The organism is Bombilactobacillus sp. ESL1197 (assembly GCF_058107145.1).
The window spans coordinates 546,896-562,520 of sequence record NZ_JBYLTY010000001.1; the positions used below are offsets into that span (position 1 = coordinate 546,896).

Annotated in this window: 16 protein-coding genes; 15 read left to right on the forward strand and 1 reads right to left on the reverse strand. The window is 39.0% G+C overall.

What is annotated here, in order from left to right; translation table 11 throughout:
- Positions 1-7: 7 nt before the first annotated feature.
- From AC3B6B_RS02230 to AC3B6B_RS02265, 8 genes are all read left to right on the forward strand, one after another.
- Positions 8-964, forward strand: coding sequence for a glycosylasparaginase (locus AC3B6B_RS02230; RefSeq protein WP_489757084.1), 957 nt, complete (start codon positions 8-10; stop codon positions 962-964).
- A 16-nt stretch (positions 965-980) separates the two neighbouring features.
- The gene (locus tag AC3B6B_RS02235) at positions 981-1,505 is read left to right on the forward strand and encodes a GrdB-related putative oxidoreductase (RefSeq protein WP_489757702.1); all 525 of its coding nucleotides are present in this window, start codon (positions 981-983) and stop codon (positions 1,503-1,505) included.
- Between the two features lie 23 nt (positions 1,506-1,528).
- Positions 1,529-2,848 (forward strand): PTS sugar transporter subunit IIC, encoded by a 1,320-nt coding sequence (locus AC3B6B_RS02240; RefSeq protein ID WP_489757085.1) that lies wholly within the window; start codon positions 1,529-1,531, stop codon positions 2,846-2,848.
- A gap of 455 nt (positions 2,849-3,303) precedes the next feature.
- Positions 3,304-3,732, forward strand: coding sequence for a hypothetical protein (locus AC3B6B_RS02245; protein ID WP_489757086.1), 429 nt, complete (start codon positions 3,304-3,306; stop codon positions 3,730-3,732).
- A gap of 1 nt (position 3,733) precedes the next feature.
- The gene (locus tag AC3B6B_RS02250) at positions 3,734-5,218 is read left to right on the forward strand and encodes a CAP domain-containing protein (protein ID WP_489757087.1); all 1,485 of its coding nucleotides are present in this window, start codon (positions 3,734-3,736) and stop codon (positions 5,216-5,218) included.
- Between the two features lie 180 nt (positions 5,219-5,398).
- The gene (locus AC3B6B_RS02255; protein ID WP_489757088.1) at positions 5,399-5,563 is read left to right on the forward strand and encodes a hypothetical protein; all 165 of its coding nucleotides are present in this window, start codon (positions 5,399-5,401) and stop codon (positions 5,561-5,563) included.
- A gap of 765 nt (positions 5,564-6,328) precedes the next feature.
- Positions 6,329-7,216, forward strand: a complete 888-nt coding sequence (locus AC3B6B_RS02260) for a DNA/RNA non-specific endonuclease (protein WP_489757089.1) — start codon at positions 6,329-6,331, stop codon at positions 7,214-7,216.
- A gap of 124 nt (positions 7,217-7,340) precedes the next feature.
- Positions 7,341-8,243, forward strand: coding sequence for a Ppx/GppA phosphatase family protein (locus AC3B6B_RS02265; protein ID WP_489757090.1), 903 nt, complete (start codon positions 7,341-7,343; stop codon positions 8,241-8,243).
- Positions 8,244-8,345: 102 nt separating this feature from the next.
- On the opposite strand, the gene AC3B6B_RS02270 is transcribed toward AC3B6B_RS02265, so the two are convergent.
- The gene (locus AC3B6B_RS02270) at positions 8,346-8,858 is read right to left on the reverse strand and encodes a YbhB/YbcL family Raf kinase inhibitor-like protein (RefSeq protein ID WP_489757091.1); all 513 of its coding nucleotides are present in this window, start codon (positions 8,856-8,858) and stop codon (positions 8,346-8,348) included.
- Between the two features lie 117 nt (positions 8,859-8,975).
- On the opposite strand from AC3B6B_RS02270, the gene AC3B6B_RS02275 reads away from it, so the two are divergent.
- The 7 genes from AC3B6B_RS02275 (at position 8,976) to AC3B6B_RS02305 (ending at position 15,531) form a co-directional block, all read left to right on the forward strand.
- Positions 8,976-9,914, forward strand: coding sequence for a hypothetical protein (locus tag AC3B6B_RS02275; protein WP_489757092.1), 939 nt, complete (start codon positions 8,976-8,978; stop codon positions 9,912-9,914).
- Between the two features lie 12 nt (positions 9,915-9,926).
- Positions 9,927-10,622: an NAD-dependent protein deacylase gene (locus AC3B6B_RS02280; RefSeq protein WP_489757093.1), complete on the forward strand. Its 696-nt coding sequence runs from the start codon at positions 9,927-9,929 to the stop codon at positions 10,620-10,622.
- Positions 10,623-10,981: 359 nt separating this feature from the next.
- On the forward strand, positions 10,982-12,991 hold the full coding sequence (gene metG, locus AC3B6B_RS02285; RefSeq protein WP_489757094.1) for a methionine--tRNA ligase: 2,010 nt from the start codon (positions 10,982-10,984) through the stop codon (positions 12,989-12,991).
- Between the two features lie 15 nt (positions 12,992-13,006).
- Positions 13,007-13,786, forward strand: coding sequence for a TatD family hydrolase (locus tag AC3B6B_RS02290; protein WP_489757095.1), 780 nt, complete (start codon positions 13,007-13,009; stop codon positions 13,784-13,786).
- Positions 13,773-14,345, forward strand: coding sequence for a ribonuclease M5 (gene rnmV / locus AC3B6B_RS02295; protein ID WP_489757096.1), 573 nt, complete (start codon positions 13,773-13,775; stop codon positions 14,343-14,345). The genes AC3B6B_RS02290 and rnmV overlap by 14 nt, the downstream gene beginning before the upstream one ends.
- Positions 14,335-15,222: a 16S rRNA (adenine(1518)-N(6)/adenine(1519)-N(6))-dimethyltransferase RsmA gene (gene rsmA, locus AC3B6B_RS02300; RefSeq protein ID WP_489757097.1), complete on the forward strand. Its 888-nt coding sequence runs from the start codon at positions 14,335-14,337 to the stop codon at positions 15,220-15,222. The genes rnmV and rsmA overlap by 11 nt, the downstream gene beginning before the upstream one ends.
- Positions 15,223-15,297: 75 nt before the next feature.
- Positions 15,298-15,531 (forward strand): Veg family protein, encoded by a 234-nt coding sequence (locus tag AC3B6B_RS02305; RefSeq protein WP_489757098.1) that lies wholly within the window; start codon positions 15,298-15,300, stop codon positions 15,529-15,531.
- The last annotated feature ends 94 nt before the right edge of the window (positions 15,532-15,625 follow it).

Here is a 15,625-nt window from a genome sequence, read left to right on the forward strand (position 1 = left end):
ACAATCAATGACAAAATGGGGAACAATTGCCACGTGGCGCATGTCATATGAAGGCTTAGTTACAGCTAGTAAACTTTTGGCTGAAGAAGAATCTGCTGGTGATGCTGTTGAAGCTTTGATCAAGGAAGTAGAAGGCTATCAATATTATAAATCTGTCGGATACGGTGGGTTACCGAACGCTTGTGGCGTTGTACAAATGGATGCTGCCTTTATGGACGGCACTACGTTAGCGCAAGGCGCCGTGGCTGGGATTGAGGATGTTAAGCATCCCATTAGTGTGGCCAAAGCTTTAAGTCAGAATCACTACAATAGTTTTTTAGTAGGCACCGGCGCAACGCAATACGCCAAGCTGCACGGTTTTGAAACGACTAACATGTTGACAGCTCGCGCTAAAAAAATTTGGGAAAATAAAAAATTAGAATTGCAACAACAATCCTTAAATCCATACGATGGTCACGATACTGTAGGCGCCATTGCTTTAGATCAAACGCAAGCGCTGGCGGTCGGGACCTCCACGTCGGGTTTATTTATGAAACAACCGGGTCGTGTGGGTGATTCGCCGTTGTCCGGTTCTGGCTTTTACGCTGATAGTCAAATCGGGGCCGCAGCGGCTACCGGTTTAGGTGAAGATATTATGAAAGGTTGTCTGTCTTACGAAATTGTGCGGCGAATGGCCGCCGGTTTGACACCACAACAAGCCTGTGATCAAGCAGTTTATCCGTTTATCAGAGATTTAAAACAGAGATATGGTCAAGCGGGTGAATTTTCCTTGATTGCCATGAATCCTCAAGGCCAATGGGGAGTAGCTACGAATGTCGAGTTTACTTTTAGTGTGGCAACTGAACATAGTCAACCCCAAATTTTGATTGCTTATCCAGCGAAAGCTGATACAACCAAGATTCAACCGGTTAGTCAGCAGTGGTTAGACGAATATGAGCAACGCATCAAAAAGCCAATTGATTAGTTGAGGGGTAGAAATGATTAAAGCAATTATTATTTTGGATCAAATTCAAGCCGGTTTAGGCGGCAAAGAAAAAGCTGATACGCCATATGGTGGCAAACGCTTAGCTATGGGGAGCGCGGCAGCGATTGAACAGGAATTAAAGGCCCAGTCAGGGACATTATTAGGAACTTTTTACTGTGGTACAGACTACTATCGTGCTCATGCCAGTGTAGTTCAAAGTAAATTTGCCAAGATGGCAGAAAAAATGGCCGCTAACTTGATTATTTTAGGACCAACCTATGATTACCCTGAGTTTTCGCAAATGGCCTGTGAATTAAGCGCCTATCTTCAAAAAAATACGCAAATTGCGCCGATTGTGGCATTAGCGCAAGAAAAAAATACCGCATTAATTAATCAGTATCACGAAGAACTCACTTTAGTTAAAATGCCGAAAAAAGGCGGCGGAGGTGTGGATCAAGCCGTTAGTGATTTAGTTAAAGGTGGAAATATTCTAGTTGATCAAGGTGATTTAACCAGTTTTAAAGCTGAGTATTGTTATTAACTAATTGATGAGGGGGATCAGTAATGCACAACAACAAGATGGAAAAAGTTTTAATGCCCATTGCGACTAAATTAGGCAACAATGTGGTGCTGAGATCTTTACGTGATGGATTCTTAATTATCATGCCATTGATTATTGTTACTTCAATTTTTCTGTTAATTGGTAACTTTCCAATTCCCGGTTGGAGTGAATTTTGGACGCATATTTTAGGTTCCAAATGGGACGATTGGTTTTCCGCAGTTTCCAATTCGGTCTTTAATTTCACAGGCATTTTATCATGCATGGGGATCGCTTATGCTTACGGTAAAAATCGCGGTTTACAAGCCATTCATTCGAGTGTCATTGCCATTATTTCTTTTCTAATTTTGACGCCTACAACGGTGAAGACGGGTAAGACAATGGTTAGTGCCGTGCAAACGATGTATTTGGGACCAAACGGTGTCTTCCTAGGAATTTTTATTGCGTTAATTAGTGTAGAAGTTTATCGTTTTGCTGTTAAACGTGGTTGGCGAATTAAAATGCCTGACGGTGTGCCACCAGCTGTGGGCCAATCATTCGATGCTTTAGTACCGAGTGCGTTAGTCATTTTGCTGTTCTTTTTGGTGCATATCATTTTTAGTTTGACCAGTTTTAATACAGCTTATAACTTTATTTATACATTGTTGCAGTTACCATTAAAACATGTTGGCAATTCGTTACCGTCGGTTTTGTTATATAACTTTTTGGCGAGCTTACTATGGTGCTTTGGGATTAATGGGCCAACGATCACTAACTCGGTTTGGCAACCCATCTTTTTCGTTTTAACACAGGATAATTTAACAGCATTTAAAAATCATGCCGCATTACCGCACATTTTTACGCAACCATTTATTGATATCTTTACGACTTATGGTGGCGGGGGCAGTACCTTGTCTTTATTAGTTATTATGTTGTTTATCTGTCGGTCTAAACGCATTAAAGAATTAGCTAAATTAGCGATTGTCCCGGGGATTTTTGGAATTAATGAACCGATAATCTTTGGTTTGCCAGTTGTTTTGAATCCAATTATTTCGATTCCCTTTATTGTTGTGCCGACATTAAATACCTTGATTTCTGGACTAGTGTTTATGGCTGGTTGGGTACCACGAACCAATGGCGTGCAGTTACCTTGGACGACGCCACCAATTATTTCTGGCTGGTTAGCAACCGGTAGTTGGAAAGGCTCAGTTTTACAAATTGTTGAAATCATTTTAGGAATTTTAATCTATTATCCGTTTATTAAAATGCTAGATAAGCAGTACTTGGCAGAAGAAAAGTCCGCACAAGCAACGGATAGTGTAGATATTGATTTTAGTGAAGTTTAATCTCAGATTATCAATTTTCAGCTGCTAAGTATTCAACCAGTACGCTATGTGGTGCCGATCGCTTGGAAAAAATTTAAAGCTGAGTGGTGGATAAATAATTCGTTGCAATTATTTATCCACCACTTTTTGTCTAATAAAAAAGATTATAGATTTCTTAAGTCGGAGGCTATTTGGCCGTTAGATGTCGCAGCCCCAAATTGACAATTTTTCATTAATATTTAATTTATTTAAATATTTTCTCTTCACGATTAACTATTACACCGTTATAATGAGATTACTTTAAAGGAGAATAATATATTAGTTAGAGTTTGAATAGTCTTGTTGATGTTGAGTTAATTCAGAGATTACTTAAATCAAAGATAGATTATATTGAATGAACTGTTTGTCGTTTGAGTAAATCCGCTAAAACGGTATTTAAAGCAGGGTAGGTTTTTAATTTGAGGGGGCGACCGAAAATGAAGAAGACAAAGGTTTTGAGTGGGGCATTTTTAGCTGGGAGCTTATTGATTGCGTTAGGAACAACGAATCAACAGAATGTCCAAGCTAAAAATTATAGCTATAAAGTTATTACCGTAAAGAAAGCTCCATATGCGCAACTGTATGACAATGATATGGAGGCCATTCCCCAGGCCATTAATGATAAGTCTGATTGGCGCGTTGGTAAAACTAAGCAAGTTGACGGTACTTACTACTATCAAGTAGCCGATGATGAATGGGTTAATAGTAGCGATGTGAAACCCAACTTTGATAAAAATGGTAAAGTTAATAGTTCACGCGGTAACACTTCAGGTAAAAAGCCGACAGGTTACAGTTATAAAGTGCACCGTGTAATTAAAGGCAAGCATATCCATGGCAAAGTAGATTTTAAAGTGGAGGGTTACTAAAATGAAAAAATCAAAAGTTTTGAGTGGGTTATTAATTGCTGGGGGATTACTTATTTCGTTAGTAACAACGAATCAACAACAAGTTCAAGCTAAAGACTATAGCTATAAGGTTGTTACCGTAAAGAAAGATCCATATGCTCAATTGTATGACAATAACATGCAGTCAATTCCACGGGTTATCATGAATAAGTCCGATTGGCGGGTTGGTAAAACTAAACAAGTTAATGGTACTTACTACTATCAAGTAGCCGGTGATGAATGGGTAGCCGCTAATGATGTGAAGGCTAACTTTGATCCAGCTACAGGTAAGTTGAATCAAAAGCTAATTGGCACAATCAATAGTACAATCACATCTATTTACGACAACCAAGGCAACAACACTTACGATGATGGTGTTAACTTAGCTTATCAATCACAATGGACAGTTGGCAAAGTTGTTCGCAACTCTCAAGGACGCTTATTCTATCAAGTAGCACCTAATATGTATGTTCGTGATGATGATATGACCTTGAATGTAACACCTAATAACATCAAAGATGTGCCAAACTTTGGTTTGAATGGTAAGCCAGCAACCACTGTTACTGCTCCAAGTTCTAGCTCTAGCTCCAATAGCAGTAACAAACCAACCGGCTACAGTTACAACGTAGCTCGGGTAATCAGAAGTAATGGTGCTAAGATTTATGATCACAATGGAGTATCTACCAGTTCCAGTGTTCCAGCCAACTCAGATTGGCGCGTGTTAAGAACATTCGAAATGAACGGTGGCCTCTTCTTTGAAATTGGAGATAATGAGTGGCTAAACGCCAACGACTGCTCAACCAACTTTACACCAGTAGCTTCTAATACTGGAAGTTCATCAACTAACGGTGGAGCAGCAGCCAATACTGGCAGTTCATCAAATAGCAGTAACAGTAATAGTTCTTCTAATACAGGTAGCTCCAGTTCTTCCAGCAATGGTTCTAGTCATCATTCAACATCACCAGCTGATGATATGACTACTAATATTGCTCCTCATGAATCAGCTGCTGCTTATCAACAAGCTGTTGTAGATTCTTTCAACGCAAAACGTGCTGCTCAAGGATTACCAGCATTAACAATCAACTCTAAGTTAACGCAAGCAGCTACGATTAGAACTACTGAACAATATAATGATCCAACTGAAAATGAGAATACTACTACTGGTTCACGTCCAGATGGATCTGGTATCTTCTCTGTGTTTAGTGAAGTCGGATATAATTGGAGTTATGCTCGTGAATTGAATTTCTTGTTGTCTGATAGTTATTCTGATTTAACACAATTGAACACGCCTGATAAAGTAGCTAAAGCTTTAACGTTACTATATGAAACTGCTCCCGGATATTCTGATGATTATATGTCACCACAAGCAAAAGAAATTGGGGTTTCTATTAGATATTCTGACAAACCCGGTTTACATGATAAAATTTATACAGTAATTGAAATTGGAGCTCCTCGATCAGATGAATAATTTAATGTAAAAAAATTAGAAAGCTCAAAGGCTTGACACAACTAGTGTTGAGCTTTTTTTGTGCCCAAAATAAAAAACAAAGAGCGTGTTTGAGAGATTTATTCGTGGTACAGATTAAGGAGGTGGTGCCTATGTCGGTTTATTAGTGTTTCAAAATTTTAAAGAAGAGGAGAGATTTTTATGAAAAATTACGTGCCATTGAAAAAAGTCCTTGATTTCCGAGGACTTTTGGCTCATTTTCTTTTGGTAATATTGTATACTGCTATACAAGCAAGTATGAAGATTCCAAAAGGTAAAGAAATTGATAGAGACAAGGCTATGGTTCACCTCCTAATCATTACTTAAGAGTGATTGGTTCTTATTAATGATCAGCTTTAATTTTATCACACTAGTTAGCTGTGTTATAATAACTACTGGTAGAGATGAGGTTATGAGTTTACTTTTTAAATTAGCTGGAGTGATTACCAGTTTTGAAAGTGATCTTTGAGCCTTAGGCCTTCTGGAATATCTAGAAGGCTTTTTTTGTGCCCTGAAGAACAAAATTTATTATATGATTGGTTGGGAAAATTGTTATGGTTTTTAGCTATTAGTGGAACAGACTGTTTTAAAGCAGTTGGTGAAATAAAAGATTGCTTAAATTAGTTGGGGTTAAATGTTTTACGGTCAGACGACTTTTTGAAACGCAACCAGAAAAGTTTTGAAAGGTGGATTCATGGTTAACTTGTTTGAACTAATTAGTTTCTTCATGATTTTGCCTTAGCAATTTTTCAGATGGTTTTTTTAGCTTTGCAAAGATTTTTAATTAATATTTTAAATAAGAGGCTGGGACAAAAAGAACCAGCCTCTTTTTGTGTCCGAAATTTTAAACTCAAGAGATTTAATCTTAATAAAGATTAAGAAGACTGCTCCTAGACTACAAGGAATATTCGCATTGTTTACGCTGTTTTCAAAGTCAGAAATTGTTGTTTAACTATTTTCAGCACTAAAGTAAAAGCTCGAATTTTTATGTGATGCAGTTAGTACTCAAATTTTTTAATTAAAAAATGCGTAGTTTACTTTAGAATCATGGTATGCTTAAGCAATACTGAAAAGATTTTTGAAGGAAAAGTTATGCGAAAAAAAAGTAAAAGCAGAGGTTCTAATTTAAGTTTTTGGCTGATTGTCATCATTATTGTAGCGGTGGTGATTTTTGGCAAAGGTCGAACACCCAATAATGCGGGCCAATCTGCCCAAGATATTAAGGTTGTTAATCATGATAATTTAGTGAACTTACAATTTAATATTCATAAATATCCCCAAAATTATGCGATCTTATTAAACAATCAACCTAATTTTTCGGTGAATACTAAAAAACAAATTACGCGGATGCAACAAGAACGTTTGCAGTATTTGCAGGCCGGTAATGATCAACAAGAAACTAATTATCGCGGTTTTGATTCGTTGGGTCGGACACGTGAGGTTAGCAGTTTTGTTCGGTATAAAGATGTGGTCAAACATTCCTCACGAGTAATGCAACGCCCATCGTTTAGTCCAACTGCTAAAATATCGGGTGAATATGCTGACGGTCATTATGATGAACAACAACAGCGTTGGTCGGGGACACGTTCCAATAATCGAATTGTGCAGCTATCAGGTTATCGTGGCTATATTTATAATAAAAGTCATTTATTAGCGTGGTCATTAGGCGGTTCGATGGATAGTGATAATATTGTTCTGGGAACACGGGCTCAGAATGTAGGAACGAATAATAATAATGATCCCGGAGGCATGGCTTATGCGGAAACCAAAGTCCGCAATTTCTTATATAATCATCAAGACGAAGTTGTCTTTTATAAAGCTATTCCAGAATATGTTGGTAATGAATTAGTGCCACGTGGAGTGCAAGTTCAGGCACAAGCGATCAAAGATCCCAACGCTTTGACGATTAATGTTTGGACGTTTAATACCCAGGCTGGTGCAGCTATTAACTATACAACTGGTCAAGCCAATACGCAGTAAGTTAACAAAATCCTAATTAAAACAATCTTAGACGAAAGTGTGAGATTGTTTTTTTAATAAAATAATTTTAATGGTCGTAATTCCGTAAAAAATTGTGTATTCTAATATTATTGAGGAGGATTTTATGTTAAAACTAGCACTGATTGATATTGGTTCTAATTCGATTCGGATGGCGATTTATCAAATTAAAAATCAACAAGTATCTCAAGAAATTCAACGTTATCGAGAATTTGTGCAACTGGCCAAAGAGATGACGAATGATGGTTGTATTAATGATGCCAATTTTAAAGCGGGGGTGGCAACATTAAAACAATTTCGTCAAATCTTAGATCAAAAGCATATTACAAAAATCATTGCGACGGCGACCGAAGCCATTCGGCAAGCCAAGAATCAAGCTGCCTTTTTGCAGGCTGTCAAACAGCAAGCTCAGATCGATATTCAAGTGTTAAGCGGTTATCAAGAAGCATATTTTGATTCTTTAGCCATTCAAAAAGCTGTTGATGAGCCTAACTTTCTATTCTTAGATATGGGGGGCGGCAGTTTTGAATTAGGAACAGTATTAAAGCATCAGCTAGCTCAAGCGCATAGTTGGCCTTACGGCGCCGTTAAACTATACGATCGTTTAGGACAACCGGATTGTTTGACGGTGCTGCAACAGCAACAACTGCAAACTTTGCTGGATCCGTGTTTACAAAAATGTCATAGTGCACAGCTACAACAATTAGTGGTTATTGGTGGCGTTCACCGCGCCTTGTTTGAAGTCATGCAACTACCGGCCAATCAGTGGCAGCCAGCGAGTGTGATTCTACGCTGGATTAAGCGGATTCAACATAATAATTTAGCAGCTAATTCAGCACTAACTAATATGGAATTTGCGCGGGCACCGTTTATGCCGGTAGGGTTAATGCCCTTAAAAGCGATTATTCAAAAATTTAATATTCAACAAATCAATTTTTGTTCGTATGCTTTGCGTGATGGAATTCTGGTGGACTTTTTACAACAAAAAAAGAAGTCGCCGAAAAGTTAAAATAGCTTTTTGCAGACTTCTAGGGTAGAAAATATTATCAAAAAACGTTTGAAAAATTATTTTGGTCTTGTTCTCTGGTCAGTTACATAATTGCGCCCGAAATTAACCGCGGTATGGCAGAATTAGTTTTTGGTGTGCTAAGACGTGACCAGCCATAGCGTGTAATAACTCGTTGAGCCAAAAGCCATTGTCGAGTGGTAAAACTTGATCTAGCGCATAAACGCGTAATTCGTATTGGTGAATTCCACTAGGCGGAGTCGGACCATGATAAGTTTGATTGAGCTGGGGATTAGTCTCTCCTAAAAGCGAACCTGCGGAGGAATTTTTGCCTTGAATCATTTGTGGTAGCGGATGCTGACTCGCATCTTCGGGAATTTGGGTGACACGGGGGTCAATGTTCGCAGCACTCCAATGAATCCATTCAAAACCACAGACCGGAATAGAATCGGGATCTAGGAACGTTAATGCTAAAGATTTGGTAAGCGTAGGTACATCTTGAATGGTAATTGGAAAAGATTTAATCGGATTCGAACCATTCATTAATTCATCCAGTGGGGCAAATTTGCCATACTTTTTAGGTAATAGTCCCTGGACTAAGGGCACACTGATTTTCATGCGTAAGACTTCCTTTGCAACAATGTTATAATAAGTACAATTATTCTTGCTTAAATTGTAGCAATTTTAAGGCAGAAAGCAACTAAATCACTAAGTCTAAGATGATTGAAGAGAACAATGATGCAAATTACAGAATTTGAACCGGCAGTACAAACTTTATATCAGCAAGTCCAAGCTCAAACTAAAAGTAATATCAAGTTGCGTTTGAGTCAACGCCATGAAGCTTGGTTAGCTTTTGATCAATCAGGTCACCGCATGGATCAGCAGGGGAATTTAGAAATTATTCTAGCGCATTCTCAAAATTTAAACTTTACTTTAGCGCATGAATTGCGACACGTTTTGTTAGAAATGACCATTGCGCCCCAGGTTGATTTTTTAGTCACAACTACCGAGCCCGAGTTTGATCGCCAATTACAATTAACGGCGCGAACTTTAATTGGTGCCGTAGAGCATGTGGCTTTAACTAAACAACAACTAGCGGCTGGCGAGATTACACCGGCAGTAAAAGCTGCTTTTGTTAAAGGACTCCAGCAACATTTGCAGCATATCAGTGATCCCATCTATCAAACTTTACAGTTACTGGATGGTTTGGTTTTTGGTTTAGCTGAGGAACTAGCTTCCTATGCGGATCAGTTACCGCAAGCTTATCAAAAGGCGCAACAACTTTGGCAAGTAGCTAGTCAACATTTTAAAACTACGATGCTGGGCTTGCGGCGCAATGAGATCGCCATCTTGCAAGAGTTTAATACTATTTTACAAGCGCAAGGCTATCAAGCTTTGCCCTTTAGCGATTTTGTTACTTTTGAGCCGTTACTAAGTGCGCGGCAATTACGGCTCAATGTGGGGCAAATTTTTCAATTTAAGCGGGTCGATTTTTTGGATTTACAAACGAAAAAGCCCGCAGTGTTATTAGTTGATCAACGTGATTTACAAAATTGTGGTACTGTCAAAGACTTTAGTGGTCAAGCCTTGCTGCCTGAAACTTATCTCCAAGTTTATCAACAACCTTTACAAACTTTTCTTCATCTAAAGCATTTGGCCTATCATTTGCGTTAAGGAGGTTATATAATGCAGGATTTACAAACAATTATTGATCAAGCTCATTATGTTACGTTTTTAACGGGAGCCGGCGTTTCGACAGCGTCGGGAATTCCAGATTATCGGTCGAAAAATGGCTTGTATTCTGGTTCCGGTCACAAGCGTCCGGAAGAATTACTAAGTCACGATTATCTGATGAATCATCCCGCTGATTTTTGGCAATTTGTCAAACAAAGTTTGTACTTTCCACAAGCTAAGCCCAATGTCATTCATCAAAAAATGGCAGTAATTGCGAATCAAAAGGGCAAGGTTGTCACACAAAATATTGATGATTTAGATTTAAAGGCGGATAATCACGAATTAGTGCAGTTTCACGGAACCTTATACCAAACAACTTGTTTAAAATGTGGTCAAAAAGTTGACTGGCATGATTATTTAACAGACTACCATCATCAAAATTGTGGCGGAGTGATTCGCCCAGATATTGTCTTATATGGCGAACCAATTGCCCAAATGGCTGTTCAACAAGCAGTTTTGGCTGTTCAACAAGCTGATGTTTTAATTGTGGTGGGTACGAGTTTTCAAGTTTATCCGTTTGCAGGATTAATTCAATATCGCAAGCCTCAAGCGCAATTGGTTGCTGTTAATAAGACACCACTTGACGTGGGGGCTGATGGAATTATGATTACCGCAGATGCTCAGCAAATCTTTGCACAATTAAATTAAGAAGCGCGCAAGTTTTCCGCATTTTGATAAGGTATAATAAAGAAGTTGGGACAAGCTTCTGATTGTGGAAGCAATAACGACGTCCACATGAAGATTAAAATCAAACTGTTGAGCAGGAGAGTATTAACCAGAGTACATTTTAAAGGTCAAATGGGTTTTGCAGAGTAAATGCTGGAAAGTACAATGATGAACTTTTGAAATGTACTACGGATTTAATGCTCGTTTTGTTCTCAATAAAGGATAGTTATCCGTCAATCTCAATGTTTGAGCGTTACGTTCACAGTCGTTTTTTAAATCCAGATAATCATGTTAATTATTTAAGCAATTTAGTAATCATTTAGAAGAAATGGGGCAGATCAATGGCACAACGACCAACATTTTATATTACAACACCAATTTATTATCCATCAGGGAAGTTAACGATTGGCAATTCTTACACGACTGTTGCCGCGGATACCTTAGCACGTTATAAACGTTCCCGGGGCTTTGACGTGTTCTTTCTGACCGGCACCGACGAACACGGGCTCAAGATTGAGCAAAAAGCTGAAGCTAAGCACATGCAGCCGCAAGCTTACGTGGACGAAATGGCGGTAGGTATTAAAAAATTATGGCAATTACTTGAGATTTCCAACGACAAATTTATTCGGACTACTGATCAGCAACACGTGGCTGCAGTCCAACAAATTGTTCAAAAATTAATTGACAGTGGCGATGTCTACTTAGGTGAATACATTGGCTGGTATTCCGTCGATGATGAAGAGTATTTTACTGAATCACAGTTAGCCGAGGTCTATCGTGATGAAAAGGGTCAAGTTATTGGTGGTAAAGCACCGAGTGGTCATGAAGTCCAGTTAGTCAAAGAACCGTCATATTTCTTTAAGATGAGTAAGTATGCTGATCGTTTATTGCAGTATTATGAGGATCATCCGGACTTTATCCAACCGGATAGCCGTAAAAATGAAATGATTAATAACTTCATTAAGCCCGGGCTAGAAGATTTGGCTATTTCCCGGACGAGTTTTCATTGGGGTGTACCGATCCCGAGCGACCCTAAGCATGTGGTTTATGTCTGGATTGACGCGCTCTTAAACTATATTACAGCTTTAGGCTACGGTACGGCTGATCAAACTTTATTTGATCGCTACTGGCCAGCTGATGTGCATTTTGTCGGTAAAGAAATCGTTCGTTTTCATACCATTTATTGGCCAATTATTTTGATGGCTTTGGACTTACCATTACCTAAACAAGTTTTTGGTCATGGTTGGTTATTAATGAAAGATGGCAAGATGTCTAAGTCTCGTGGCAATGTCGTCTATCCAGAAATGTTAGTGGAACGCTATGGTTTAGATGCTTTGCGGTATTATTTAATGCGCGCCATTCCGTTTGGTAGTGATGGAGTGTTCACACCCGAAGACTTTGTACACCGCATTAATTATGATTTGGCTAACGATTTAGGTAATTTATTAAATCGTACTGTGTCAATGATTAATAAATATTGTGCGGGACAAATTCCCGATTTAGTGCTGGGGCAAACTGCCGTTGATCAAGATTTAGAGCAAGTAGTAGCTAAAACTATTGCCGATTATAATCAAGCCATGGATCAATTTGAATTTTCGACGGCCTTAGATATTACCTGGACTTTGATTTCGCGGACTAATAAGTACATTGATCAAACCCAGCCTTGGGTTTTAGCCAAAGATCCTGCGCAAAAAGCGACTTTAGACAATGTGATGGCGCATTTAGCTGAAGCTTTACGGATTATTGCCATTTTAATCAGTCCCGTAATGACCCATGCGCCCCAAAAAATCTTTGCACAACTGGGCTTTAATTGGAAACAGGATAATGAGATTGAATTTGGCCATTTGCCGAAGAGTCAAGTAGTGGCTAAACCAACCCCAATTTTTCCACGGTTAGATTATGATGAAGAAGTTGCTTATATCAAAGATACAATGCGTCAAGAACAACAAAAAGCGCAAGCTAGTGGGACGTTGAAAGTGACTAAATCTGCTGCTGCTAAGAAGAAACAAGCCCAAACTAAATCCGAGATTCAAATTGATGATTTTAACAAAATTCAAGTCCAAGTAGTGGAAATTTTGGCTGTCCAAAAAGTTAAGGGCGCTGATCGCTTACTCCAATTTCAATTAGATGATGGCAGTGGTCAAACACGGCAAATTATTTCAGGAATTGCCGAATTTTATCCAGAACCACAACAATTAGTCCATCAAAAGGTTTTAGCGATTACTAACTTGAAACCACGGAAAATGCGTGGAGAACTGAGCCAAGGCATGCTACTTTCTGCTGAACATGCTGGACAGGTACAGTTAGTAACAGTTCCAGCTAACTTAGTTAATGGTTCCAGTGTTGAATAATAATGAGGTTATAATTTGAAAATATTTGATTCCCATACGCATCTAAATGATGATCCTTTTTGGGGGCAAACGCCTGCTTTTTTACAGCAAGCTCAAGACTTGGATGTGGTAGAAATGGCGATTGTGGGCTCGAACACGCAGCTAAATGCACGAGCTTTGCAATTGGCCCAAAGTTACCCCCAACTTTTTGCAGTAATTGGCTGGCATCCCGAAGATAGTGCTCATTTTGATGCTGCCGCGCAAAAAAAATTACTACAGCAGCTGCAAGACCCACGTGCCGTTGCGATTGGTGAAATTGGCTTAGATTATCATTGGGAGCAAAATCCGGCTCCGACAATTCAACAAGCGGTTTTTATTCAACAATTACAATTGGCTCAACAATTACAATTGCCAGTCAGCATTCATACGCGGGATGCGCTGGAGGACACTTATGCGATTCTAAAGCAGCATTGGCCCGCACATGGTGTGATTATGCATAGCTTCAATGGCAGTTTAGCTTGGTTGGATAAATTTTTGGCTTTGGGGTGTTATATTTCTTATAGTGGTGTGGTTTCTTTTAAGAATGCGCCTGAAGTACGAGCCGCAGCGATACAAACACCGCTAAAGCGTCTCTTGGTTGAAACCGATGCGCCGTATTTGACGCCGGAACCGCATCGTGGAGAAATGAATCAACCAGCTTTTAGTCGTTTTGTGGTTGAAGCCGTGGCTAATTGCCGGCAAGAAAGTGTGGCAACCATTGCGGCGCAAACATATCAAAATGCACATGAGGTTTATGGTTTAAATGGAAAAAATTAAAGAAGTCATTGTTGTGGAAGGGCGTGATGATACGGCCCGCCTTCAACAAGTTTTTGGTAACGCGATTGATACGATTGAAACCAATGGTTCAGCAATTAATGATGAGACGATTAAGTTGATTCAGCAAGCGCAGGCCAAGCGGGGCGTGATCGTGATTACCGATCCCGATTTTAATGGTGAACGTATTCGCCGAAAAATCGTGGAACAAGTTCCCGGTGTCAAGCAAGCTTTTTTACGCCGGCAAGATAGTGTCCCTGCTAATCGTCACGGGAGTTTAGGCTTGGAACATGCGAATGCCCAGGTTATTAAACAGGCGTTGCAATCCGTCTTTACCACCGATCAAGCTGCAACTAATTTAATTACGCAACAGGACTTATTAGATTGGCATTTGATTGGCGCCAAAGAGTCCAGACATTTACGTGAGCTAGTTGGTGATGAGTTGCATATTGGTTACGCCAATGCTAAACAATTTTTACGGCGGTTAACAATGTTACAAATTACACCCCAGCAGTTAGCGCAAGCGGTGCAAAAAGTTCAAGGGAGTATTCATGGTAGTTGAAAAGTATGATATTGCTGATCCATTACGGACACAAGCAATTTTAAATCAGTATCAAATTCATGCTAAAAAAAGTTTAGGACAAAATTTTTTACAAGAGCCTACGGTAATTGATCAAATTGTGGCCAGTGCTCAGATTAAGCCGGGGGATGTGGTTTTAGAAATTGGTCCGGGAATTGGGGCGCTCACGCAACAATTGGCGAAAGTGGCGCAGCATGTTTATGCGTTTGAGTTAGATGCGGACTTGATTACGCTGTTGCAGGAAAATTTGGCGGATTATCATAATTTAACAATTATCCAAGCTGATTTTTTGCAAGTTGATTTAGCTAAATTTGTGCAAACCGAACATTTAACGCAAGCTAACTTGAAGGTAGTTGCTAATTTACCGTACTATATTACGACACCTATTTTATGGAAATTATTGCAAGCGCCAGTGACTTTGCAGCGTTTAGTTTTGATGATGCAAAAAGAAGTTGCTCAAAGAATTACTGCGACTCCAGGACACCGTGAGTTTGGTGAATTAAGTGTTAATGTCCAGACTAAAGCGACCGTGAAAATTGAACAACTGGTTGATAAAAAAGCTTTTGTGCCCCAACCAAAGGTGGATTCCGCTGTGGTCAGTTTGGACTTAGCACAACGTCCTGATTACCAAATTGATGATGAAGTTTGGTTTGAACGAGTTGTGAAAGCAGCTTTTCAGCAAAAACGTAAGAATTTGTGGAATAATTTGTTAGTGTTAGTGGGTAAATCGCCGGTTAATAAGCAAAAACTAGAAACGGTGTTTACCAACTTGAATTGGCAACATCAAGTGCGAGCCGAACAGTTAACGATTGTACAATTGGAACAATTAACGCAACAGCTAAAACAACAATTTGCCTAAAAGTGCTGTTTTTTAGCCAAAAAATTGAATTTTTCATTGTTTAATGGTAAAATTTGTGCTAAAGGGGTTGAGTTAATGCCAATAACATTTGATTCTATTAAACGTACATTGGATAATCACTTGGGCGAAGGAATTACAGTTGTTGCCCAAGTTGGACGTAAAAAAGTTACTCGCCGCCACGGCAAGTTAGCTGAAACATTTCATTCTGTTTTTGTAGTTGATTTGGATCCAACAGAAAATTCATTTGAACGTGTTTCTTATAGTTATGCTGATTTGTTGACTAAATCAATTGAATTGTCATTTGATTAGATTGTCTTGAGGACAATCTTTTTTTATGCTTTTTTTACAGTAATACATGCCAGTTTTTGCCGATAACACTGGTCTTATGTTATAAAAAATAAAA

Coding starts and splice junctions, on each gene's coding strand:
- rsmA (WP_489757097.1), top strand. CDS start 14,335: ATGGTAGTTGAAAAGTATGATATTGCTGATCCATTACGGACACAAGCA.
- AC3B6B_RS02270 (WP_489757091.1), bottom strand. CDS start 8,858: ATGAAAATCAGTGTGCCCTTAGTCCAGGGACTATTACCTAAAAAGTAT.
- AC3B6B_RS02240 (WP_489757085.1), top strand. CDS start 1,529: ATGCACAACAACAAGATGGAAAAAGTTTTAATGCCCATTGCGACTAAA.
- AC3B6B_RS02260 (WP_489757089.1), top strand. CDS start 6,329: ATGCGAAAAAAAAGTAAAAGCAGAGGTTCTAATTTAAGTTTTTGGCTG.
- AC3B6B_RS02265 (WP_489757090.1), top strand. CDS start 7,341: ATGTTAAAACTAGCACTGATTGATATTGGTTCTAATTCGATTCGGATG.
- AC3B6B_RS02280 (WP_489757093.1), top strand. CDS start 9,927: ATGCAGGATTTACAAACAATTATTGATCAAGCTCATTATGTTACGTTT.
- rnmV (WP_489757096.1), top strand. CDS start 13,773: ATGGAAAAAATTAAAGAAGTCATTGTTGTGGAAGGGCGTGATGATACG.
- AC3B6B_RS02230 (WP_489757084.1), top strand. CDS start 8: ATGACAAAATGGGGAACAATTGCCACGTGGCGCATGTCATATGAAGGC.
- metG (WP_489757094.1), top strand. CDS start 10,982: ATGGCACAACGACCAACATTTTATATTACAACACCAATTTATTATCCA.
- AC3B6B_RS02305 (WP_489757098.1), top strand. CDS start 15,298: ATGCCAATAACATTTGATTCTATTAAACGTACATTGGATAATCACTTG.
- AC3B6B_RS02245 (WP_489757086.1), top strand. CDS start 3,304: ATGAAGAAGACAAAGGTTTTGAGTGGGGCATTTTTAGCTGGGAGCTTA.
- AC3B6B_RS02255 (WP_489757088.1), top strand. CDS start 5,399: ATGAAAAATTACGTGCCATTGAAAAAAGTCCTTGATTTCCGAGGACTT.
- AC3B6B_RS02275 (WP_489757092.1), top strand. CDS start 8,976: ATGATGCAAATTACAGAATTTGAACCGGCAGTACAAACTTTATATCAG.
- AC3B6B_RS02250 (WP_489757087.1), top strand. CDS start 3,734: ATGAAAAAATCAAAAGTTTTGAGTGGGTTATTAATTGCTGGGGGATTA.